The 20,883-nt window shown below is 69.7% G+C and carries 19 protein-coding genes; 8 read left to right on the top strand and 11 right to left on the bottom strand.

The window, feature by feature from the left end; genetic code table 11:
* Positions 1–46: 46 nt before the first annotated feature.
* Complete coding sequence (locus D7X12_RS23495) at positions 47–1,450, bottom strand: glycoside hydrolase family protein (RefSeq protein ID WP_120627520.1); 1,404 nt, start codon at positions 1,448–1,450, stop codon at positions 47–49.
* Positions 1,451–1,653: 203 nt separating this feature from the next.
* On the opposite strand from D7X12_RS23495, the gene D7X12_RS23490 reads away from it, so the two are divergent.
* The gene (locus D7X12_RS23490) at positions 1,654–2,520 is read left to right on the top strand and encodes a hypothetical protein (RefSeq protein ID WP_147443782.1); all 867 of its coding nucleotides are present in this window, start codon (positions 1,654–1,656) and stop codon (positions 2,518–2,520) included.
* A 24-nt stretch (positions 2,521–2,544) separates the two neighbouring features.
* On the opposite strand, the gene D7X12_RS23485 is transcribed toward D7X12_RS23490, so the two are convergent.
* Entirely contained in the window at positions 2,545–2,943 is a 399-nt protein-coding gene (locus tag D7X12_RS23485) for a phage holin family protein (protein WP_120627518.1), read from the bottom strand.
* Positions 2,944–3,148: 205 nt separating this feature from the next.
* Here D7X12_RS23485 and D7X12_RS23480 point away from each other — a divergent pair, with 205 nt between their 5' ends.
* Positions 3,149–3,706, top strand: a complete 558-nt coding sequence (locus tag D7X12_RS23480; RefSeq protein ID WP_120627517.1) for a GNAT family N-acetyltransferase — start codon at positions 3,149–3,151, stop codon at positions 3,704–3,706.
* Positions 3,707–3,777: 71 nt separating this feature from the next.
* On the top strand, positions 3,778–5,001 hold the full coding sequence (locus D7X12_RS23475; protein WP_158620108.1) for a hypothetical protein: 1,224 nt from the start codon (positions 3,778–3,780) through the stop codon (positions 4,999–5,001).
* 143 nt (positions 5,002–5,144) lie between these two features.
* On the opposite strand, the gene D7X12_RS23470 is transcribed toward D7X12_RS23475, so the two are convergent.
* Positions 5,145–6,734 carry a hypothetical protein gene (locus D7X12_RS23470; RefSeq protein WP_120627515.1) on the bottom strand — a complete coding sequence of 530 codons (1,590 nt, stop codon included), beginning with the start codon at positions 6,732–6,734 and terminating at the stop codon, positions 5,145–5,147.
* A gap of 211 nt (positions 6,735–6,945) precedes the next feature.
* Between D7X12_RS23470 and D7X12_RS23465 the strand changes: the two genes are divergently transcribed.
* Positions 6,946–7,956 carry a hypothetical protein gene (locus D7X12_RS23465; protein ID WP_120627514.1) on the top strand — a complete coding sequence of 337 codons (1,011 nt, stop codon included), beginning with the start codon at positions 6,946–6,948 and terminating at the stop codon, positions 7,954–7,956.
* A gap of 8 nt (positions 7,957–7,964) precedes the next feature.
* On the opposite strand, the gene D7X12_RS23460 is transcribed toward D7X12_RS23465, so the two are convergent.
* The gene (locus tag D7X12_RS23460; protein ID WP_120627513.1) at positions 7,965–8,456 is read right to left on the bottom strand and encodes an Lrp/AsnC family transcriptional regulator; all 492 of its coding nucleotides are present in this window, start codon (positions 8,454–8,456) and stop codon (positions 7,965–7,967) included.
* Positions 8,457–8,583: 127 nt separating this feature from the next.
* Between D7X12_RS23460 and D7X12_RS23455 the strand changes: the two genes are divergently transcribed.
* Entirely contained in the window at positions 8,584–8,943 is a 360-nt protein-coding gene (locus D7X12_RS23455) for a VOC family protein (RefSeq protein ID WP_120627512.1), read from the top strand.
* A 194-nt stretch (positions 8,944–9,137) separates the two neighbouring features.
* Here D7X12_RS23455 and D7X12_RS23450 read toward each other — a convergent pair whose 3' ends face one another.
* Positions 9,138–10,892, bottom strand: a complete 1,755-nt coding sequence (locus D7X12_RS23450; RefSeq protein WP_120627511.1) for a DUF262 domain-containing protein — start codon at positions 10,890–10,892, stop codon at positions 9,138–9,140.
* A 424-nt stretch (positions 10,893–11,316) separates the two neighbouring features.
* Entirely contained in the window at positions 11,317–12,495 is a 1,179-nt protein-coding gene (locus tag D7X12_RS23445; RefSeq protein WP_120627510.1) for a right-handed parallel beta-helix repeat-containing protein, read from the bottom strand.
* Positions 12,496–12,678: 183 nt separating this feature from the next.
* Between D7X12_RS23445 and D7X12_RS23440 the strand changes: the two genes are divergently transcribed.
* Together D7X12_RS23440 and D7X12_RS23435 are read left to right on the top strand one after the other, a co-directional pair.
* Positions 12,679–13,842 (top strand): sensor histidine kinase, encoded by a 1,164-nt coding sequence (locus tag D7X12_RS23440; protein WP_120627523.1) that lies wholly within the window; start codon positions 12,679–12,681, stop codon positions 13,840–13,842.
* Positions 13,839–14,486, top strand: a complete 648-nt coding sequence (locus D7X12_RS23435; protein WP_120627522.1) for a response regulator — start codon at positions 13,839–13,841, stop codon at positions 14,484–14,486. The genes D7X12_RS23440 and D7X12_RS23435 overlap by 4 nt, the downstream gene beginning before the upstream one ends.
* 14 nt (positions 14,487–14,500) lie before the next feature.
* Here the strand turns inward: D7X12_RS23435 and D7X12_RS23430 are convergent, their stop codons facing one another.
* Together D7X12_RS23430 and D7X12_RS23425 are read right to left on the bottom strand one after the other, a co-directional pair.
* Positions 14,501–15,193, bottom strand: a complete 693-nt coding sequence (locus D7X12_RS23430) for a LytR/AlgR family response regulator transcription factor (protein ID WP_120627509.1) — start codon at positions 15,191–15,193, stop codon at positions 14,501–14,503.
* On the bottom strand, positions 15,190–16,872 hold the full coding sequence (locus D7X12_RS23425) for a sensor histidine kinase (protein WP_158620107.1): 1,683 nt from the start codon (positions 16,870–16,872) through the stop codon (positions 15,190–15,192). Before D7X12_RS23425 ends, D7X12_RS23430 begins: the two co-directional genes overlap by 4 nt.
* A gap of 127 nt (positions 16,873–16,999) precedes the next feature.
* Between D7X12_RS23425 and D7X12_RS42995 the strand changes: the two genes are divergently transcribed.
* Positions 17,000–18,442, top strand: coding sequence for an alpha/beta fold hydrolase (locus D7X12_RS42995; protein WP_158620106.1), 1,443 nt, complete (start codon positions 17,000–17,002; stop codon positions 18,440–18,442).
* A gap of 15 nt (positions 18,443–18,457) precedes the next feature.
* Here the strand turns inward: D7X12_RS42995 and D7X12_RS23410 are convergent, their stop codons facing one another.
* The 3 genes from D7X12_RS23410 to D7X12_RS23400 are packed head-to-tail and all read right to left on the bottom strand — an operon-like array spanning position 18,458 to position 20,729.
* A complete protein-coding gene (locus tag D7X12_RS23410) occupies positions 18,458–19,963 on the bottom strand; it encodes a sensor histidine kinase (protein WP_120627507.1) in 1,506 nt (501 codons plus the stop codon).
* A complete protein-coding gene (locus tag D7X12_RS23405; RefSeq protein ID WP_120627506.1) occupies positions 19,963–20,418 on the bottom strand; it encodes a response regulator in 456 nt (151 codons plus the stop codon). The genes D7X12_RS23410 and D7X12_RS23405 overlap by 1 nt, the downstream gene beginning before the upstream one ends.
* The gene (locus D7X12_RS23400) at positions 20,415–20,729 is read right to left on the bottom strand and encodes a sensor histidine kinase (protein ID WP_279637240.1); all 315 of its coding nucleotides are present in this window, start codon (positions 20,727–20,729) and stop codon (positions 20,415–20,417) included. Before D7X12_RS23400 ends, D7X12_RS23405 begins: the two co-directional genes overlap by 4 nt.
* Between the last annotated feature and the right edge of the window lie 154 nt (positions 20,730–20,883).

Here is a 20,883-nt window from a genome sequence, read left to right as displayed (position 1 = left end):
GGGAGGGCGTGGCGTTCGTCATGCGGGGAGCCTACCCGCTAGTGGCCTACTTCACGCAGTGCAGCGCCGGGCCCACGGGGTGGGCGTCCCACTGGCTCACGCTGATGCCCGTGATGGACGAGTTGTTGTGCTGGATGGCCTCCAGGCAGCTCACCGGCCACAGCCGCCCGTCATCCAGGTGGAAGGCGGCGGGGCGTCCGGGCGCGCCGTAGACGGTCGCCCCCGACTGCATGGACGCCCCGTAGGGGATGCGGTGGAACACGTCCGACGAGACGGCGATGGCGTTGCGCGACAGGTCGCCCGCGGGCGCGGCCAGCGCGAACTGGAGCCGCACCCCACCGCGCGCCAGGGTGAGCGGCAGGCCCGGGACCTGGATGAGGTAGCCCTCGTACACGCGGCCATGGGGGACCTGGTCGCAGGTGCGTCCCGTCAGCAGGTCCACGCCGTTGTGCGCCAGGTTCCAGGTGTCGGGCCCGCCGGGGCCCACCGAGCGGACGATGTCCACCGGCACGGTGCCGCACGTGGAGGAGGGGATGGCGTGCTTGTCCGGGCGGGAGACGATGGCCGGGCCCTCGGTCCATGTGCCGGCGATGTCGAACTGATCCACCTGCTGGCTCAGCGCGCTGTTGAAGAGGACGACGCGCGTGGCGCTGGCGGTGGGGCCATCCACGGCGACGGCGAAGGTGTCATTGGCATCCACGTACTGCCAGTCCACGGAGAACGCGGCGATGAGCGAGTGGCGCGTGTGGTTCGTCGCCGTCCGGGGCGCGAAGCCGGTGGCGGTGAGCTCCTCCACGCCCGTCTGGAAGGTGGGGTCCGACGAGCGCAGCACGAACTGGCCGCCGCCATTGCCATCCACCGCGTAGCCCGTGGAGTCCGTGAAGACGAGGTAGAATTTGCCATTGACGTACGTGACGCTCGGCTGGCCCGCGCCGTACTTGTTGGGCACGGTGCGGTAGTCCCGCGCGGGGACGATGATGGGATTGCCGCCGTTGAGGCGCGTCCAGTTGAGGCCGTCCGGGCTGGATGCCACGCCAATCATCGTGGTGCCGGTGCCGTCGCCGTAGCCGCCGTAATACATGTAATAGGTGGCGTCGACGCGGATGACGGAAGGGTCACAGACGTGGATGCCGTCGAACTGTGAGGCATTGCCCGTAGGGCGGAACACGGTGTTGTAGCTGTTGGCCACGGTGGAGCCCCGCGCGTGCCACGGGCCGCCCAGTGAATTGGCCTCCGCGTAGAGGATGTAGTCGCCCGCGATGCCGCCGCACCACCACATGCGGTAGACGCCGTCCTTCATCACGCTCGGCACGTAGTCATACGACGTGCGCGAGTACACCGGCGTGTTGCCACCCCGGTAGTTGGCGATGGTCGCCGCCCGGGCCACCGGGGTGAGCAGGCTGCTCGCCAGGGCCACCGCGGCGAACAGCAGGGGTGCATGTCTGGACACAGGGATTCCCTTCCTCGAGGCGAGGCGGTGCGCCTTCGCGGAAAGGAGTTCTATCAGGTATTACGGCTATTCGCCCCTGGGAGTTCCACTGGGTCTCGCCAACTGTCAGGAGGCGGGGGGGGGCGGCTTCCCAGTAAAGGGGCGGCGGACGTAGTCTGCGCGGTCGCCACGTTGGCAAGTCCCATCAGGACTGGAGGACGACCATGGCTGAACAGAACCCTGGTTCCAGTTTGAGCCCCCTGGGTCGATGTGAGTTCTGTGGGAACGAGCTTCGGGGGCCGGGGAAGCGATGCATCCAATGCGATTCGGACCAGAATCTGTGGCATGCCCCCCGGATCAAGGTTGTCAGAGACCTCGCCGCCCTGTTGCTTCTGCCTCTGTTGTTCTTCTTTGGCGCCAAGGTGTACGAGGAAACGGAGGCGAAGAACGTCGTGAGCCGGCAGATCCTCGAATCGTCCTCAGGGGAGATGGAGTCACTCGTCGATTCACTCGGGCGCTTCGACACCGACCTCCTGGCACTCCCCTGCTTTGATGGATATTCGAATGACGCTGCGGGCATTCGCAAATGCGAGGGAGAGCTCTTCAAACGCTGGAACTCTTTCGACGCGAAGTTCGTGGAGCTCACCTGGAAGGTGAAGAAGGCGCCGTTCCTCCGGCAGGATACGAATGCCTACTGGCAAGCGCTCAAGCAGGAGTACTGGGGCGGCGGACACCGGGCTGGCATGCGTTACACCATCCAGCACGCGATGCTGGGTGATGGCTCAAAGGATGCTCCTCGCGCCGGCAGCTTGCCGATGGCTTGCGTGGAGACGGTGACCTCCAATGCTTGTGCGGAGGCCTCACGCCGCGTGTACCGGTCGCTGGCCCTGTTCAAGGCCGCCATCAAGTCGATGTCGTGCCTTGTTGTGCGCGACGCCTTGGAGCAGAGGGTCTCCGCACTCCAGCCGCTCGACCTTGAGGCTGCTCAACGGATCCAGGTTCAACTTCGTCGAACGCTCGCGAGCAAGGAGTGTACGGCCCCGGCCCCGCTGCCGAGCCTGGGACCGGCGGTCAGCGAGGCACGGCCCTGACATCCTCGTGCGGGGAGGGTCGCCTCAATGGGCGAGCTTGCCCCCGACGGTGGATGCGATTGTCTGGAGCCCTTCGCGGGAGCGGCCCAGGGGCTTGCGGGGCAGGGTGCGCAGCCCGGTGATTCCGATGCCGAGCGAGCCGCCCACCAGCACGGCGCCAATCAGGAGCGCGCCTTTGACGGGCCGCTTCGGGAGCGCGAGGGCCGCGGCGATGACCAGGGCGCTCACCCCCGTCATCCCCATCCAGGCGCTCGCGCCCAGCAGCAGCGAGCTCTTCGCGGTGTTCTTCGCGTCCTCCTTGAGGTCCAGCCGGGCGAGCTCCGCCTCCTTCTTGAGGATGCGTTTGCCCTGCGTGAGGATCGTCGACATCAGCGACGGGCGCTGCTGCGTCTGTCCGGCCTGCTGCTGCTTCTGTTCGTCCATGGAGTGCTCCGGTGGGTTGAGGGGCTTGGGGAAAAGCTAGGACCGCACCTCTGGAAGAGCGGGGCAGGGGGGCGCACCAGCGGCTCCTCATCCCGAGGCCACCCGCTCCAGCCGGGGAGCCCGTCCTGTCCGTGGGCCTGGGGGAAAACGCCACCGCGCCCGTGGGCGGGGGATAGGCTGGCGGGCAGGCCTGGGAGGCTGGACCATGGCGGTACCGGAGTTCGACAGGGTGGAGGCCCCGAGGCTGGTGTTGAGGCGGCTGCGCGCGGAGGACCTGGACGCGCTGGTGGCCTACCGCAACGACCCCGAGGTGGCGCGCTACCAGAGCTGGAGCGACTACGACGCGCAGCGTGGCCGCCAGCTCATCGAGACGATGTCCGGCCGCCAGCCCGGAGAGCCCGGGTGGTTCCAGTTCGCCATCGCGCTGAAGGACACGGACGCGTTGGTGGGGGACTGCGCCCTGCGGGTGGACGAGTCCGACCCGCGCCTGGGGGAGATTGGCTTCACGCTGTCCCGCCGCCACCAGGGACAGGGCCTGGGCACGGAGGCCGTGAGGGCGCTGCTGGGCTATGTGTTCGGCACGCTGGGCCTGCACCGGGTCATCGGCGTGACGGACGCGAAGAACGGCGCCGCCGCGGCGGTGCTGGAGCGGGTGGGCATGCGGCGCGAGGCGCACTTCGTCGAGAACGTCTTCTTCAAGGGCGCCTGGGGCGACGAGTATCAGTACGCGGTGCTTGGCCGCGAGTGGGCGCAGCGCTCGTAGGACGATGGCACCTGGGGCAATGCGCGCCAGATCACGCTAGAACCCCTCCCGTGGGGAACATGGGAGGCACCATGGAGAAGAAGCAGTCGCTGGTGGCATCCGAGCGCGCATTGGCCAGGGTCGAGGAGCGCCGGGCGGTGACCCAGCGGGTCCTGGGCGCGGTGGGCGGAAGTCTCCTCCTCGGGGGTGTGAGCGTGGGCGTCGTGGGCGCCTTCCTCACTCCCTGGCTCTTCATCCCCGCGGGCGCGCTCGCCGTCGGCTCCGGCGTCCTCTTCATCGTGCGCAGTGCCATGGGCGCGGCGAGCTCCGAACGGGCGCTGATGGACCGTGCCGGGCGGATCGGCATGGGGTCGGAGATTGCCGCCTCGGCGCACGTCGATCCCGGCGCGGTCATCGAGATGGGCGCCACGGTGCAGGCAGACGCGGTCATCGAAAGCGGTGCTGTCATCCGCATGGGTGCCACCGTGCAGCGCGGCGCGACGGTGCAGCGGGGGGCCGTGGTCGGCTGGGGCGCCACGGTTCAGGAAGGGGCGACCGTGGAGCGCGCCGCCAGTGTCGGAGCGGGAGCCACGGTCGGCCGGAATGCGCGGCTGTCCGCGGGCGGTCACCTTGGCGCCGGTGGGCACATTGCCTCGAGCGAGGGTCCCGTTGCGCCCTTGATGCGCGTTCCGGACGCGGTCGCGGTGTTCCAGGAGGATGCGCGGCTCCGGGAACTCGATGAAGTCTGCGACCGGCTGGAGGCTGCCTTCCGCAAGGCGTCGCCGGCCGTGCGCGGTTTCCTCAGCGGCGGCGAGGAGTCCGTGAAGGCGCTACGCCGCTCGTGCCACGACCTGCGGGAGCGCGAGCAGGGCCTGCGCCGCGAGGTCAGCCCGGAGCTGATGGACCGGCTCGACGCGGAGCGCGCAACGCTCTCCGCGCGCATCAATGCCTCAACGGATCCGCAGGTGCGTGCCTCGCTGCAGAGCGCCGTGGACGCCATCGATGCCCAGAAGGCGCAGCGCGAGCGGCTGGCGCGCAACGCGGACCGTCTGGATGCCGAACTCACCCGCTTGCGCTGGAGCATCGAGGGCGTGGCCACCCAGCTCGTCCAGGTCCACGGTCAGAGCGGACCGACGGCCGCCCCCGCCGACACCGAGCTGGGCTTGAGCCGCGTGCGTGAAGAGCTGGCCGCCATCTCCGAGGCGCTCGAGTCGGTCAACGAGGCGGAGCGCACGGGACTGCGGCCGACGCAGGAGCCCTTCGCGTCCCAGGAGTCCCAGGAGCAGAGCGCTCTTCCGTCGCGCATCCGCAGCTGAGCCACCCGAAGCAAGGCCCCATCGCCGCCCAGGCCGAGAAGTCGGCCTCCGCGCTGCCTCACCGCGACCGCGCCCGAGTCACCCGGCGCTGCTCATTCAGGCGCCATCTCTGCCCAGGCCGAGATGTCGGCCTCCGCGTGGCCTCAGTCCTTTCCAGGCGCCGCGGCCCCGTCCACCTTCGGTGCTGGCCCGGGCGTCGCTGCCCCATTCACCTTCGGTGCTGGCGCGGGCGCTGATGCTCCAGGCGCCGCAGTCCCGTCCACCTTCGGTGCCGAGCCAGGCGCCGGGGCTCCAGGCGTCTCCTTCGCGGGAGACGCCTCCTCATGCCCGCGCAGCGCGATGGCGGGCAGCGAAGCGGACAACGTGCCCACCTCCAACACGCCATGGAAGCCCTCATCGTGCAGCTCCGGCAACATCCGGACCCTGGGCGGCCCGTCCGGCGGGGACGCGACGAGCGGCCCCGGCGTAAGCCCCATGACGTTGCACTCCAGCTCCCCGTTTGGCGCCAGGTCGCAGCCCCACCGCCGGCCCTGGGCGTAGCCCAGCTCCAGCACCACCAGCCCCGGGTCCTTCTCCGCCAGGTGCCTGGACATCGGGATGAAGTCGTCGCTCCAGGCCGCCTCCGCCACGAGCCGGGTGTGCGCATTGCCCGCGAGCACGAGGAAGACATCCTGGGGACGTGCGGCGCGCGCGGCCTTCACCGTCTCCGCCATCCGGGCATCGCGCGTGCTGCCGTGGCTCAGGTCCGTGTCGATGGCCACCACCGCGACCGCGTGCCCGGCGGCGCGCAGGGCGCGGGCTCTGTCGATGAGGTCCATCACGGCCCTGCTCCCACGGCCGTCCTGCTGGATCTTCCGCCAGAAGTCCCCGTGCAGGAGGGCATCCTGATCCGGAGGACCGCCCGCGCTCGCGACGTACCGGTCGATGCGCTCCTGCTCCTTGCGTGAAATGGAGAGTCCCAGCGTGACGCCCAGCCCGGCCCCCGCGGCCTCGCACAGCATGTTCCCCACCGCGGCCGGCGCCTCGCGCGTACCCAGCTGCTCACCGATGAGCACCGTGAGCCCGTGGCGCAGCAGCGGCTGGAAGCCGGCCACCTTCTGCTCGCAGGGCTCCTGGACCTCCTGCCGGTGACGCTTGAGGTAGAAGGACGGGTCGCGGAAGAAGGCCTCATCGCGCGTGAGGCGCAGCGACCCGGTGAGCGTCTCCAGCGAGGGCTTCGACTCCAGCCGCAGCGTCAGGTCCCGCTCCAGCTTCAGGTCCCGGGTGCCCTTCACGGCGCCGTCCAGCTCCACCCAGGGCGCCGTGTCCCGCTCCCGCATGGCGAGGTCCACGGGCGCGCCCCTCCGGCGCAAGCTCTGCTCGAGCTGCGCCGTCTCCATGTGCTTCCACATCATCTCGCCCGACTGGCCGTCGTACCGGAGCTCCGCGTCGTTGGCGAAGGCGACCCGCTTCATCCGGAAGATGCGCACGACGGACTGGCGCTCGGCCAGCGGCTCGCCGATGACGAGGTAGCGGATGTGCTCACCGTCGCTCTGCCACCCCCACGATGACGCCCCGATCCGGTCGGACTTCCACTCGGTCAGGAGGTAGTTCGGATCCTCCATCTCATGCAGCACCCAGCCGTGCTGGACCAGGAGCTTCGTGGCCTCGGCCAGGGCCCGCTCGACGGGCATCATGAAGATGTGCTCGAAGCGCGGGGCCACCAGCTCTGGCTCCGCGGGACGGGCGGCCACGGCGTTCGCATCCGCGGGGCGGGCGTTCCTGGCGCAACCTGCCGCGAGGAGGACAAGACAGGCCAGGGCTCGACGCATCACCGCATCCCTACTTTCGACACGTGCCCTGGAACGCCCAGGCCCGCGGAGGATATCGGTAACACTTCGCGCGGGGTGCGGTGTTGCAGGCCATGCGACGTCCCTCGGGACTTCCGTCGCGAGGAGCACCGGCATGTCGTCTCCCTCCGCACACCCGCTGCTCCGCAGGGCGCTGGCGGCCCTGGCCACGGGCCTCTTGCTGTCCTGCGCCGGCGACTTCGAGGTCTGCGAACCGGTGGCCGCCGCCTCTCTCGCCGCCATGCCCCAGCGACTGTCCGACACGGGCCTCTTCGCCGACGGCTCCATGACCGTGCTCGCCGAAGGCGTGAAGCCATTCACCCCCTGGTTCCCGCTCTGGACCGATGGCGCCACCAAGCGCCGGTGGATCCGCCTCCCTCCCGGGGCACGCATCGACACGAGCGACATGGACGACTGGCAGTTCCCCCAGGGGACCCGGCTGTGGAAGGAGTTCACCCGCGACGGCGTCCGCGTGGAGACGCGGCTGCTCGAGAAGGCCGGGCCGCGCCCGGAGGACTGGCGCGCCGTGGCCTATGTCTGGCTTCAGGACCAGAGCGACGCGGTGGCCACCCCCGCGGGGCAGCGCGACGCCAACGGCACGCCGCACGACGTGCCCGCTTCGGCGGACTGCTTCGGCTGCCACGGCGGCACGCGCAGCCGCGTGTTGGGGTTCTCCGCCATCCAGCTGTCGCAGGCCTCCCCGCCGGACCACCTGGACCTGGAGGACCTCATCGCGAGCGGGGCCTTGACGCAGCCGCCTTCCGCCCCCTTCACGGTGCCCGGCAATGACGTGGAGCGCGCGTCGCTGGGCTACCTGCACGCGAACTGCGGCCACTGCCACAACCTACGGCGCCCCGAGTCCGAGGGCGCGCGCTGCTACGCCCCCCTGAACGACCTGGACTTCCGCCTCCAGGTGGGCCGGCTGGGCTCACCCGGCGAGACGCCCACCTACAGGACCGGGAACTCCGCTGCCTTCAATCCGAGAAAGCCCGACAGCAGCCGGATGATCAAACGCATCTCCCAGCGCGAGCCTGGATGGAGCATGCCCCTCCTGGGCACCGAGCTCGTGGACAAGGACGCGGTGACGCTGCTGCGCCGTTGGATCTCAGAGATGGAGGACGATTAGTCGCGCGCTCACCGCGGCGGGGCAGGGGGGAGCGCGACGGCCACGCCCGTCTTCACGCGCTCCAGGGCCACGCTGGTGGTGAAGCTGCGGACGTTCGCGTCGGTGAGCAGCGCGCGCTGGGTGAAGGCGTCGTACGCCTCCATGCTCGCGACGAGGACGATGAGGATGAAGTCCGCCTGCCCGGTGACGTAGTAGCACTGCTGCACTTCGGGCAGCCCCTGCATGCGCTGCTTGAAGCGCTCCAGGTCGGCGGTGCGCTCCTGGTCCAGGTCCACCGCGACGACACAGGTGATGGGCAGGCCCACGGCCTTCGGCGCGAGTTCGGCGACCTCCCGCCGGATGACGCCCACCTCGCGCAGGCGCTTGAGGCGCCGTTGGACGGCGGCGGTGGAGAGGCCCACCTCCTCCCCGATGGTGCGCGCCGGCAGCAGCGTGTCGTGCTGGTAGCGCTCCAGGATGCGCAGGTCGAGCTCGTCGAGGTTCGCGTCGTCCTTGTGCATGGCGTCCGGTCCGGTTGCGGCATCTCCGCGCGAAGGGGGCCGACAACGCGGCCGGGCGCCTTCGCGTGCAACCTATCCTACCGGGCCTCAATCCAGCCGCGAGAGCGGTTGAACAGGAGCCTCACCGATGATCGACCACCTGGAGCTTGCCACCCCCGACCTCGCCGCCTCGACGGCGTTCTACCGGGGCGCGCTCGCGCCCCTGGGCTACGCGCTGCACGTCGAGGGCAAGGCGAATGGGTTCGGCGCGGAGCCGGGCCGGCTCGACTTCTGGCTGCGCCCGGGAGAGGCCTCCACCCCGCGCCCGCACTTCGCCTTCTTCTGCGCCACGCGCGCCCTGGTCGACGCGTCCCACCGTGCCGCGCTGCAAGCGGGCGGCACGGACAACGGCGCCCCGAAGCTGCGGGTGGACATCTCCCCGACGTACTACGCCGGCTTCGTGCGCGACCCCGACGGCCACAACGTCGAGTTCGTCTGCCAGACCTGATTCTCGGCAGTTGATGACATCAGCACAGCAGGGAAATGGGAAGCACTGTCATGCTTCTATGTTCCTGCTGTGGGTCTATGGTCTCCAATCTGGTCTCGAACAGGCTCGGCGAGGGAAGTCGTGAGCTTGAGCCGGTTCAGTGGAGCAAGCTCACGTTCTCATTGCGATGAATGGCCTTGTTTCGTGCCAGCAGCCTATCCTTTTAAGGTCTCAGATGCATTAGATGGTTGGGTTGGCGCTTCAGGAACCCTGACGTCCAGATCCCAGTGGGTGCTGAGGATTCCGACAAGGCGCTCTTGCCGAGCAGACAGCAGATCGGGCGTCCACGAAGCCTCAGCCCTTACTTCGTTGGTCAGGATGAAGGGCGATGCCTTCCCCTTTCCTAGGAAATACACATCCTTTTTGGTTGTGAAATCGAAATTGCTTGCGGCCGGGTTCTTGCGAATATGCAGGGGGACCAAGTTGGCGAGCCGATGTGTCCATGAATCGCGATTGTCCTTGTCGGGGAACCACGTGAGCCAGTCAGAATCGGCAGGTGGAGTCTGAGGAAGGATGTGTTCGAGGGAAACCTGGCTGAACGTATACTTCTTGCTGCCATCGCTGACCAGTGCTTCAAGCCGTAAGAGCAGCGCCATCCGGGCTCTTGGCAGCCGACGGTAGATGTCGCCATCGAGTGCGGCGAGGAACTCGCGCTTCTGCATGTCGGTGAGTTCAAGGGTCTTCAACGCCGCGAGTTCGCCGTCGAAAGCTTCAGGCTCAACTTCCTTGGTAAGGTCAGCGTAGGTTTCGATGCGCTCGTTAATGCCGACCTTGGTGACGAGGAGGAAGAAGGTCAGTCGTTCCAGTGCCTTGAAGAACAAGGACAGCAGAGCGGGCTTCTGGCGGAAGCGCTTGAAGTAGACCAGGGCAGGTGGCACCCAGTCCTTGAAGTCGACACGGTTCAGCCAGGATAGATGGTCGTTGATTGTCTCAGCCTGTTCGGTCGCCTCGAAGTCGGCATCCCGAACGAAGCCCCATACTTCGGCGTAGGGTTTGATAACTTTGTCGATCAGCTCGATTGGCTTCTTGTACTCGCTGACGTGATCCTGAAACTCTTTGACCAATGTCGCCCGCTGCTTCTGCTTCGCGTAGATGGTGCGGATGTGGCCGAAGAGGTCGCCGAAGGCATCGCGTCCAAGCGCGCTCTCGATGCGGCTCCATTCTTTGGCGTAGATGTGGCTCTTTGCCTCGCCAGCGATGGTTCGAATCAAACCCAGCACCGATGCCTTGATGATATCGATAGGACCGAGATCGAGGCCGCGATTGTTCAATACGGAGAAGATGCGATAGGCAGCTTCGAAGTCGGGTGTCGAGATGACCACCAGTGAGCAATCATTGGCCAGGAATTTCCATAGCGCATCGCGATCCGTGCTCGTGAGGTCTCTGGCTTTCTCCTGCAGCAGGGTCGCATTTTCTCGGTACCGCAGTCGGCTGTCCTCAAGCTTGTCGGTGCTGACGACCAATCGATCGATCCCTCCGGGTTCTTGGATGGAGGTGCGGAAGAAGTCAGCATCCTCTTCCCGGGCAATCAAGCGGTACTCATTGGTTTCCCCCAGGCTGACCTTGCCCTTCTTGTAGAGGAAGTCGGTGATGTCATCAGCTGCATCTGGCATCACGGAGCGCAGCACGGCGAAGAGCATTGTGAGTGTGCTCAGGCGCTGCTGGCCGTCGACAACCGATGCCTTCGGTTCTCGGTCATTTTTGATCAGTACAATACTTCCCAGGAAGTACTGGCTCGTCGCCCCGGACGTGCGCGCGTCCTGCATGGCCGACACGAGATCGTTGAAAAGCTCTTCCGCCTGTTCCGTCGTCCATGCGTAGGGACGCTGGTAATCGGGAATCTCGAACTGATAGCTGCCCTCGAAAATCTCCCGAATCAACTTGTCGTGCGCTTCGAGCGTCTTGGCCATTGATGATGGATTCCTGGGTGTGATCCTGATGCGGTTCGCCGAATTTATCTGCTCTGCTTGTTCGTGCTCGGCTGGGGGAGCGTAGTCGATAGGCGAGCGCCTCTGCTGCTGGTTTGAGCGCTATAGAGCCGAAGAGCCGCAAAGCGCCTCTCAAATCGGGAGGACGACTCCTTGGCAGGCTGGGAGCTGGGGGCGCGGACCGGCACCAAACGCGTCGCGGAACCCATTCGACCGCGTCAAGCAAAGGGTACGGTCCTGTCTAGGAGGGCGGGCTGGCGCGGAAGCAGTGGCCGATCAGGGGGCTGCCGGGAGCCTTGCATGCGAGCATTGAACTTTCCCAGGCCCGTTGACGCCGGGCATGACGAGCGTGCTCGAACTCACTGACGACAGCGTGGAGTCAGGCCTCCTGTCCGCTGGGGCGCCGTCAGGGGGCCGCGCAGACGACGCCCTCGCAGTTGCCCGCGCCATTGGCGGACGCGATGTTGCCGCCCCCGTCGATGACGCCAGGCGCGTGGATGCCCCAGCCCGTGTTGCCCAGGGCCTGGTTGCGGGAGACCGTGGGCTGGCTGGGCGAAAGGACCCGGAGGCCGTCACCGCGGTTTCTGAGGAAGCGGTTGTCGTTGACCGGGCCCGTGAGCGCCACGGGTTCGAACTCCGGCAGGTCGGCCAGGGTCAGGCCGCCCGCGTTGTTCCAGAAGGTGTTGCCCTGGATGTCCACCGTCCTGCCGCTCACCCTCAGACCGCCGCCATTGTCCATGACCCACGAGTCGCGCATCTCGAAATGGAACGGCTCCCAGGCCGGCGAGCCCGGCGGTGCGAGCGACGTGTTGTTCGTGATGAGGGAGTCCTCGAACGCCAGCTCTCCGCAGAAGTCGAAGCCGCCGCCCGGGTCGAACGGCAGCTCCCCCACGGACGTGTTCATGGCGAGCGTGCTCGAACGGAAGCGGACCCGGCCGTAGAAGCAATAGACGACGCTCGTGTTCGCCGTGAAGGTCGAATCGGCCACGTCCACGTGATGGTCATCCACGAACATCACCCGCCCGTTGCCGGTGAACTGTGTCGCCCTCACCGCGAGCTCGCCGTTCGCCGCGTCGAACTCACTGCTGAACCCGGTGGTGTTCCCATTCAGGCGGGAGCTCGTGAGGAGGAAGCGCGCGTAGCCGCCCCGGTGGTAGATGGCGGTCCCGTTGTCGGTGAGCGTCAGCCGGTGCAGCCGGACCTGCGCCGCGCCGGAGTCCACCACGTACCCCCAGCGGAAGCCCCGGACGGTGCCGTTCCTCACCGTGCTGTCGGCCTCCACCACGATGCCCTGCGAGTCCTCCGTCGCCGGGCCGCTGCGGCGCACCGTGTACCCGCCCAGGTCGAGCACGACGCCCGCGCCCACGATGCGGATCGCGGGGGCCGTCGTGCCCGGACACGCCAGGTCCCGCGTGAGCACCGTGTTCCGGGTGATGACGGCGCCGCACTGCAAGGCCCGCGCAGCGGGGGCCTCCCGTTCCACCGTGGCTTCAAGCTCCACCGCGTCCTGGGCCTGCGCGAAGGGCCCCCCCGTGAGCAGGGCCCCCAGGGCCAGGGTGACGACGCGTCCCGTTGTCCGCCGCATGATGCCTCCCGTTGGAGGCTCCGGCCTCCAGACAGGGGAGGATGGACACCAGCCCCGGAGGGCCTACCCGCCCGTGGGTGGCAGGGCACTGCCTGACGCCCGACACGACGGCTGGCACGGCCCGCGCCGCATGTGACTTCCGGCACATGGCCCACCCGCGACGGTTCTCCTATGGTCGGTGCCATGCAGAAGCGGTCCGGCGTGGCCAAGTCCGCCACCATCCATCGCATGGTGTTCGTGGCCGGGATGCTGACCTGGGCCGTGGTCGGCATCCCGCACGCGGAGGAACTCGTGCGCGATCCCTCGCGGTGGCGTGCGCCGGACACGCTGCTGTGGGCCACGGCGTTCCTCGCCTTCGGGATGGCCTACTGGCGTCAGGCGCGTGAGCAGGGCAGGGGCGCGGTGCCGCTGCTCGCCGTGCAGACGGTCGCGGCGCTGGTGTGCCTCGACTCGGGGCACACGGGGCTGGACGGCGCGCTGTTCGCCATCATCGCCGGGCAGGTCCCGGAGACGCTCCCCCAGCGCCGGGCGCTGGCGTGGGTGGGAGTCCAACTGGTGGGCATGTTCGGCGTGTTCGCCTTCCACCACCCGCCCGTCCAGGCGCTGTTGCAGACGCTCATCTACACCGGCTTCCAGGGCTTCACGTTCGGCACGGCGCTGGTGATGGTCCGCGAGGCCGAGGCCCGCAGCGAGCTGGTCCGGGTCCACGCGGAGCTGCAGGGCACCCAGGTGCTGCTCGCCACCCGGGAGCGCGAGGGCGAGCGGCTGCGCATCTCGCGAGAGCTGCACGACTCCGTGGGGCACCACCTCACCGCGCTCAGCCTCAACCTGGAGGCCGCCGCGCACACAGCGAAGGACCCCGCCTCCACCGAACACCTGCGCCGCGCCCGCGAGGCCGCCCGCACGCTCCTGTCCGAGGTGCGGCGCTCGGTGACGGAGCTGCGCGAGGCGCCCATGCCGCTCTTGCCCTCACTGCGTGCGCTCGCGGAGGGCGTCCCGGGGCTCGACGTCCACCTGGAGGTCCCCGAGGCGCTCGCGCTGGAGTCCTCCGAGGCGGCGCACTCGCTGTTCCGCTGCGTGCAGGAGGTCCTCACCAATACGCTGCGCCACGCCGGGGCCCGCAACCTGTGGATCACCATCGTCCCCACGGAGGACGGGGGCGTGCGGGTCCATGCGCGGGACGACGGGCGCGGCTCGGCGCGGGTGACTCCCGGCTCGGGACTCACCGGCATGCGGGAGCGGTTCACCCGGCTGGGCGGCCGTGTGGAGTGGCGCGCGGGGGCGGGGCATGGGTTGGAGCTGGAGGCGTGGCTGCCGGCCACGCCCGGGAGCGGGGTGGGCGCATGAGCGGCATCCGCATCGTGCTCGCGGATGATCACGCCCTGGTGCGACAGGGGCTGCGCAGCCTGCTGGACCTCACGCCCGACCTGCGGGTGGTGGGCGAGGCCTCGGATGGCGAGGAGGCGCTGCGCAAGGTCGCGGAGCTGGATCCGGACGTGGTGCTGATGGACGTGCGCATGCCACGCATGACGGGGCTGGAGGCCCTGCGCGCGCTGCGCCGCACGGATCCGGCCCGGCGCGTGGTGCTGCTCACCACCTTCGACGAGGACACCGTCCTCATCGAGGCGCTGCGGGAGGGAGTGCAGGGCTTCCTGCTCAAGGACGTGTCGCTGGAGGAGCTGGCGGAGGCCATCCGGCGCGTCGCCTCCGGCCAGACGCTGCTGCCTCCCGGCGTCGCGGAGCGCGTGGCGCGTGGCGTGGCGGAGCTGCCCCGCGACTTCCCCCACGCGGAGCTGCCCGAGGGGCTCACCCGCCGCGAGGTGGAGGTGCTGCGCCTCATCGCCCGCGGGCTGAGCAACCGGGAGATCGCCGAAGCGCTCGGGACCGCGGAGGGGACGGTGAAGAACCAGGCCTCCAGCATCCTCTCCAAGCTGGGCGTGAGGGACCGCACCCGCGCGGTGCTCCGCGCCATGGAGCTGGGCTGCCTGTAGGCGCGGCCCTCCCGTCACTCCCCCAGGCGTGCGCGCAGCGCCTCCACGCGGCTGCGGCCCACGGGCAGGCGGGTGCCGTCGCGCAGCTGCACCTCCGTGCGGGAGCCCTCCAGCGTCCACAGCCGCACCACCTCCGACAGCCGCACCAGGTGGGAGCGGTGGATGCGCTGGAAGTCCGACGGGAGCAACGCCTGGAGCCGCTCCAGGCTCTTCTCGCTCAGCTCCGTCCGGCCGTCGCGCAGCACCAGGTCGCTGTAGTCGCCGGCCGCGCGCACGTGTGAGACGTCCGCCACCGGCACGAGGACGATGCCGCGGGGCTTGCGCACCGCGAGCGCATTCAAGGGCGAGGCGGAGCGGCCCTGGACGCGGTCGAAGGCCTTGCGGAGCCGCTCGGCGGTGTAGGGCTTGGGCACGAAGTCGAGCACGCCCAGCTCGTACGCGCGCAGCGCCTGGTCCCCGTTCGCCGACACCACCACGGTGTGGAATGCGCTGGCGGCGGCCTCCGTCAGCAGCTCGAAGCCGTCATCCCCGGTGAGGTGCAGGTCGAGCAGCACCAGGTCCACCCCGCGACCGGACAGCACGTCGCGCGCCTCCGCGAGCGTGGCGCAGGCCTGCGGGGCGGGCGCATCCGGGCCCAGCAGCTCGCGGCACAGCCGCACCAGTCGCTGCGCGGCCAGCGGTTCGTCCTCGACGATGAGCACCCTCACTCCGGCACCTCCACCCGCGTCGTCCAGCCCTCTTCATGCGGCCCTGCCTCCAGCCGCCACGCGCCGGGGAAGGCCTCCTCCAGGCGGGCGGTCACATAGCGTGTCCCCGTGCCCTCGCCCATCACCGCGCGTGCCTCGCCCGCGCCGCGCGGGGCGACCAGTCGGTAGCCGCGCCTGCCGGGAGTGCGCTCGCCCTCGATGCGGAAGGTGGCGGGCTGGACGTAGCGGTTGTGGCTGAAGGCATTCTCCAGCAGCGTGTGGAACAGCGCCGGGGGCACGGTGGCGTCCAGGTCGGGGGCCCCGCGCACGTCCAGCTCGAAGCGTGCGCCCTGCCGGAAGCTCATCAGCGCGAGGTACGCGCGGCACAGCTCCAGCTCCCGTGAGAGCGCCACGGTGCGCGCGCCCGACATGCCGACGAGGTGGCGGTACACCTCGCCCAGCGTTTCAATGAAGTGCACCGCCCGCGTGGGCGCTGTCTCCACCGTCTCCGTGAGCGCCGCCAGGGTGTTCATGAGGAAGTGGGGCTGCAGGCTGCGCGAGAGCAGGTCCAGTTGCAGGCGCTCCGTGGCGCGCAGGGCCTGCGACAGCCGCTCCTCCTGCAGCCGCACCTGCCGCGCGTGCACCACCGACACGGCCAGCAGCAACACGCCGAAGGCGATGAAGAAGCCCCGCCCCTGGAAGTTCCCCGGGTCCCTCACGAGGAGCACCCCGGCGAAGAGGACGCAGGCAAGCACCCCGCGCGCGCCCGGCTTGCGTTGGCGCACCGCCCCCAGGGCCAGCCCCAGGGACACCGCGAGGCACAGCACGAGCGCCGCCAGCCCCCGCGCATCGAACCCCGGCATCCACGAGATGGCGAACAGTCCGCCGGACAATCCCGAGACGAGCCATCGCCGTCCTGGCGTGTCGAACGCAGAGGCCAGCGCGGCGGGCAGCAGCAGGGACACCGCCAGCACCGCCGCGAGCAGCAGCCGCAGCCGGACGATCTGGAGGGGATACACGTACGCGTACACGCCGCGCCAGCCCTCCAGCAGCACCAGCGCCGCGGCCGCGAGACATGCCAGGCCGAGCAGGAGCGCGGTCGTGCGGCGGGGCCCGGACGCGGCGAGCACCAGGTGGTGCAATCCCATCAGCACCAGCGCGCCCAACGTGCACAGCGCGGGCAGCAGGGATTGCAGCCGCGCGCGGGCCAGCACCGCCGCATCGCCCACCCGCGCCTCATGAAGGATGCCCACGGGCTGGAAGCCCAGGTGGTGGCTGCTCAGCCGCAGCGTCAGGATGTGCGTGCCCGGAGTGGCCCCCTCCGGCGACAACGGCAGCAGCACGTCCACGCGGCCGGGCACCTCGCTGTCCGCGGTCGCACCCGGCTGTCCGTTGCGCCCGAGCGGCACGCCATCCCACCAGGCCTCCCATGCGGCGAGCACCCCGAGGGTGAGCGCGGGGCGCGGGTCTCCCGGTTCGCGCTCGGGCACCCGCACCCGCGTGCGCATCCAGACGGGCCCGGACGCAGGCGCCACGCGCAGGGCGTGCACCGTCTGCCAGCCTGTGGAATCCGCGGAGAGGGCCCGCTCCACGGGCAGGTCCTCCAGGTGCAGCTCCACCTGTCCGTCCTCCATCGCGGGGATGGCGGTGAGCAGGACGGCGAAGAGCGGGGGCAGACAGGAGGGGAGCGCCACGGCCATGACGCTACTCCGGGCCCCCGGGTGGAGCACTGCCGTCGGGCGACGGTGCGAGCCGTTGGGCGACTCAGGCCCTGACGAGGTCCTTCCGGGACGCATCCTCAGGGGCCTCCTCCTGAAAGGACCTGCCTTGAGACACCTCTTCGCCCTCGCACTCCTCGCCGTCTTCCTGGCCCCACCGCGCGTGGCCGCCGAGGCCCCGGCGCTTCGCTTCGAGCCGCACACGTTCAAGGCCCGCGACGGGCGGACCACGGAGGCGGAGCTGGGCACGTTCAGCGTGCCGGTGCGACACGGCCAGCCCCAGGGCCCGCGCCTGACGCTGCGCTTCGTCCGCTTCCCCGCCACCGGCAAGGCGCGCTCGGCGCCGCCCATCGTGTACCTGGCGGGAGGGCCGGGCGGCTCCGGCATCGATGCGGCCGGAGGGCCTCGCTACGATTTGTTCCTCGCGCTGCGGGAGCTGGGGGATGTCATCGCCCTGGATCAGCGCGGCACCGGGCAGTCCGAACCGGAGCGTAAACCCCTGGAGCGCACCTGGAGTGTCCCGTGGGATGAGCCCCTGGACGCGGCCCGCCTCGATGCGGCGATGAAACAGGCGCTGTCCGAAGCAGGGCCGGCGTGGGCCTCGGCCGGCGTGGACGTGGGCGCGTTCAACACGGAGGAGAACGCGGACGACCTGGAGTCGCTGCGACAAGCGCTCGGCGTGCCGCGCCTCCGGCTGTGGGGCATCAGCTATGGCACGCACCTGGGGCTCGCGTACCTCCGGCGCCATGCGGCCCGGGTGGACCGCGCCGTCCTCGCCGGCATCGAGGGCCCTGACGACACGTGGAAGTCCCCCGCACAGGCGGAGGCGCTGCTCGCGCGCTGGGAGACGCGGCTCGCGGCCCGCGGACAGCCGGACCTGCGGGCGCGGCTGGGACGGGTGTTGGAGGCACTGAAGGCCGCGCCCCGCCGGGTGACCTTCCGGGACCCGCGCACCGGCGCCGAAGCGGTCTGGATGGCCACCGCGTTCGACGTCCAATTCATCGCCTTCCAATCGATGCGGGGCCCGGAGCATTTCCCGCGCTTCGTGGAGCTGCTGGGCGCGCTGGAGGCGGGAGGCTTCGAGCACATGGCGCCGCTCGTGGCGGACCTGCGCGGGGGCTCGCTCAGCATGATGTCGGTGGCGATGGACGCGGCCTCCGGGATGAGCCCGGCCCGGCGCGAGCGCATCGCCCGCGAGGCGAAGACGGCGCTGCTGGGGGGCGTGGTCAACGCGGGCGCGCCGGAGGCCGCCTGGGTGCCGGGCGTCAAGGACCTGGGCGACGCCTTCCGTGCGCCGGTCCGCGCGCGCCCCCCCGTCCTGCTCATCAGCGGCACGCTGGACGGACGCACTCCCGCCGACAATGCAGAGGCGCTGCGCCCGGGACTGTCGCGCTCCGTCCATCTGGTGCTGGAGGGCGCCGGACACGACGGCCTGTTCCAGTCGGATCCACGCATCCTGGAGCGCATCCGCGCCTTCTTCCGGGGCGACCGGCTCCGCGATGAGCGGCTCCAGGTGCCGGATGTCACCGAGCCCCGCGCGCCACCGAAGTGACGCGGAGCCCGACGCTCAGGCGGCGGTGTCCAGGAGGGGAAGCTCGACCGTGAAGGTCGAGCCCTGTCCCGGGGCGCTCTCGAGGTGGATGGTGCCGCCATGCGCCTCGGCGAACTGGCGGACCAGCCACAGCCCGATGCCGAAGCCGCCGTAGTGCCGGTCGGACACGGCGCGCTCGAAGCGCTGGAACAGCCGGGTTTGATCCGCCGCGTCGATGCCGATGCCGCCGTCCTGCACGGTCAGCCGCGCGAGCGCGCCCCTGCGCACGAGCGTCACCACCACGGGCCTGCCCTCGCCGAACTTGAACGCGTTGACGAGCAGGTTGGTGAGGATGGTCTCCACCTTCAAGCGGTCGAACTGCCCCGTCACCGGCTCGGGCGCGCGCAGCTCCAGCGTCGACGCCGTGGACGACCGCAGGCCCTCGAGCCGCTCGATCACCTCGTGCGCCACCACGCCGAGGTCCAACGGCTCGCGCCGCAGCTCCAGCCGCCCGGAGGTGAGGCGGGACACGTCCAGCAGCATCGTCACCAGCTCCGCGAGGCGGGAGACCTGCCGCAGCGCGCCCTCCAGCTTGGGGCTGAACTTCGCGGCCTGCTGTGGATCCACCACGGCCTGCTGGGCCGGCCGCCGCAGGCTCTGCAACTGGAGCTGGAGCGACGTGAGGGGCGTGTTGAGCTCATGGCCCGCGATGGAGAGGAACTCGTCGCGCGCGCGCACCGCGGCCTGGAGCTCGTCGATGAGGCGCTGCTTCTCCGACACGTCCTGGGTGATCTTCGTGTACCCGCGCAGCCGCCCGGCCGGGTCGTGCAGCGGCGTGAGCGACGTCTGCGCCCAGAAGCTCGTGCCGTCCTTGCGCACCCGCAGGCCCTCGCCCGTGGACTGGCCGCGCTCGCGCGCCTCCTGGAGCGTCGCCTCCGGTACTCCCCGCGCGATGTCCTCCGGCGTGAAGAGGCTCGCGAACGGCAGCCCGATGAACTCCTCGGCCGAATAGCCCTGGACCTGCTGACAGCCCGGGCTCCAGCTCGCGATGCGGTTCTCCGCGTCCACGGAGAAGATGGCGTAGTCGCGCACGCTCTCGAGGATCTGCCGCTGGAGCGCCTGGCTCTCCGCGAGCGCCATCTCCATCCGCCGCCGCTCGCGCCGGACCCCCGCCTCGCGCAGCTCCCGCTCCACGGCGGCCGGCAGGCGGGTGGTGTTCCCCTTGGGGAAGAAGTCCTGGGCCCCGGCGCGCATCGCCGTCACGGCGACGTCCTCGCCCACGCTGCCGGACACGAGGATGAATGGGATGTCCTTCCCGCTCTCCTTGAGGACGCGCAGCGCGTCCAGCCCGGTGAAGGCGGGCATGGTGAAGTCGGAGATGACGACGTCGAACGTCTGCGTGCCCAGGGCCTCGCGCAGCGTGTCCGCTGCCTCCACCCGGAGGGACGACGGCTCGAAGCCCCCCCGGCGCAGCTCGCCCAGGGTGAGCTCCGCGTCGTCCTCGCTGTCCTCCACCATGAGGACCCGCAGAGGCCGCCGCATCACACCACCTCACCCTGGGCCATGGCGCGGTTGAGCGTGGTCCAGTAGACGCCCAGCTGCCGCGTCACCTCGATGAACTCGTCGAAGCTCACCGGCTTGCGGACGTAGGAGTTGGCGAAGTTCCGGTAGCTCTCCCGCAGGTCGCGCTCCTCCAACGACGAGGTCAGCACCACCACGGGGACCTCCCGGGTGCGCGGATCCGCGCGCATGCGTTGCAGGACTTCGTGCCCGCTCACCTTCGGCAGGTTCAGGTCCAGCAGGACGACGCGCGGCTGCTCGCGCACGTCGCGGCCCGCGTGGGCCCCCGTCCCGAAGAGGTAGTCGAGCGCCTCCACGCCGTCACGCGCGACGACGACCTGGGCGCTCAGGCCCGCACGCTCGAAGGCGATGAGGGAGAGGTCCACGTCATCCGCGTTGTCCTCCACGAGGAGGATGGTGCCGTACCTGGGATTCATGGGCTCTCTCCGAGGGTGAAGTAGAAGGTCGCGCCCTGATCCACCGCGGCCTGGGTCCAGAGACGTCCGCCGTGGCGTCTCACGATGCGTTGCACGGTCGCAAGGCCAATCCCGGTGCCGGGGTACTCCGTGGCGTCGTGGAGTCGTTGGAAGGGGGCGAACAGCTTGTCGCTGTAGGCCATGTCGAAGCCCGCGCCGTCGTCCCGCACGAAGAACGCGCCGTCGAACCTGCCCACCTGGATGTGTCCCGACTTGCGCCGCCCGGTGAACTTCCAGGCATTGCCGAGCAGGTTCTCGAAGGCGACCCGCAGGAGGCGACTGTCGGCGCGCGCGCGCAGCCCTCTCTGCCAACGTGAGTGAGACAGTTCGTACCCAGCAGTTTAGTGTGCAGGGCGACCCAGGCAGGGACGATGAATCCGGTGGTGAAAGAGGCTCGGGTCCGGGAGACCGAGGTGGTGGAGAAGG

It is taken from the genome of Corallococcus sicarius (assembly GCF_003611735.1).
GTDB classification, from domain to species: Bacteria; Myxococcota; Myxococcia; order Myxococcales; family Myxococcaceae; genus Corallococcus; species Corallococcus sicarius.
Note: the sequence above shows the minus strand (reverse complement) of the source record. Positions and strands in the feature narration are given on the sequence as shown.

Coding starts and splice junctions, on each gene's coding strand:
- D7X12_RS23475 (WP_158620108.1), top strand. CDS start 3,778: ATGGAGAAGAAGCAGTCGCTGGTGGCATCCGAGCGCGCATTGGCCAGG.
- D7X12_RS23435 (WP_120627522.1), top strand. CDS start 13,839: ATGAGCGGCATCCGCATCGTGCTCGCGGATGATCACGCCCTGGTGCGA.
- D7X12_RS23485 (WP_120627518.1), bottom strand. CDS start 2,943: ATGGACGAACAGAAGCAGCAGCAGGCCGGACAGACGCAGCAGCGCCCG.
- D7X12_RS23445 (WP_120627510.1), bottom strand. CDS start 12,495: ATGCGGCGGACAACGGGACGCGTCGTCACCCTGGCCCTGGGGGCCCTG.
- D7X12_RS23440 (WP_120627523.1), top strand. CDS start 12,679: ATGCAGAAGCGGTCCGGCGTGGCCAAGTCCGCCACCATCCATCGCATG.
- D7X12_RS23410 (WP_120627507.1), bottom strand. CDS start 19,963: ATGCGGCGGCCTCTGCGGGTCCTCATGGTGGAGGACAGCGAGGACGAC.
- D7X12_RS23455 (WP_120627512.1), top strand. CDS start 8,584: ATGATCGACCACCTGGAGCTTGCCACCCCCGACCTCGCCGCCTCGACG.
- D7X12_RS23465 (WP_120627514.1), top strand. CDS start 6,946: ATGTCGTCTCCCTCCGCACACCCGCTGCTCCGCAGGGCGCTGGCGGCC.
- D7X12_RS23450 (WP_120627511.1), bottom strand. CDS start 10,892: ATGGCCAAGACGCTCGAAGCGCACGACAAGTTGATTCGGGAGATTTTC.
- D7X12_RS23480 (WP_120627517.1), top strand. CDS start 3,149: ATGGCGGTACCGGAGTTCGACAGGGTGGAGGCCCCGAGGCTGGTGTTG.
- D7X12_RS23405 (WP_120627506.1), bottom strand. CDS start 20,418: ATGAATCCCAGGTACGGCACCATCCTCCTCGTGGAGGACAACGCGGAT.
- D7X12_RS23425 (WP_158620107.1), bottom strand. CDS start 16,872: ATGGCCGTGGCGCTCCCCTCCTGTCTGCCCCCGCTCTTCGCCGTCCTG.
- D7X12_RS23460 (WP_120627513.1), bottom strand. CDS start 8,456: ATGCACAAGGACGACGCGAACCTCGACGAGCTCGACCTGCGCATCCTG.
- D7X12_RS23490 (WP_147443782.1), top strand. CDS start 1,654: ATGGCTGAACAGAACCCTGGTTCCAGTTTGAGCCCCCTGGGTCGATGT.